Source organism: Undibacterium sp. 5I2 (genome assembly GCF_035019605.1).
Taxonomy (GTDB): domain Bacteria; phylum Pseudomonadota; class Gammaproteobacteria; order Burkholderiales; family Burkholderiaceae_D; genus Undibacterium.
In genome coordinates this window covers 1-218 of record NZ_JASJVS010000214.1, presented here as the reverse complement: position 1 = coordinate 218, position 218 = coordinate 1, and the positions used below count along the sequence as shown (strand labels likewise).

Genomic DNA, 218 nt, shown 5'->3' with positions numbered 1-218 from the left:
AGCGGCGCGACCACGGTCAGTAATGGTAGCTTGGTCGCCGGTGCGGTTAATGCCTTCGGTAGCAACTCGGCTGTCACCACGGCTGCTGGTGCCACGCTCGATCTCGGTGGTTTTAATCAAGCCATCGGTTCGCTGGCTGGCAGCGGTGGTACGGTAAGCAATAATGGTCTAACGGCGGTCACGATGACGACGGGTAGCAATAACAGCTCGACCAATTT

General features: G+C 57.3%; 1 protein-coding gene. It reads left to right on the top strand.

From position 1 onward, the window contains the following. Positions 1-218: hypothetical protein (locus QN359_RS20005; protein ID WP_323493532.1), on the top strand; the 218-nt coding region annotated here is incomplete at both ends.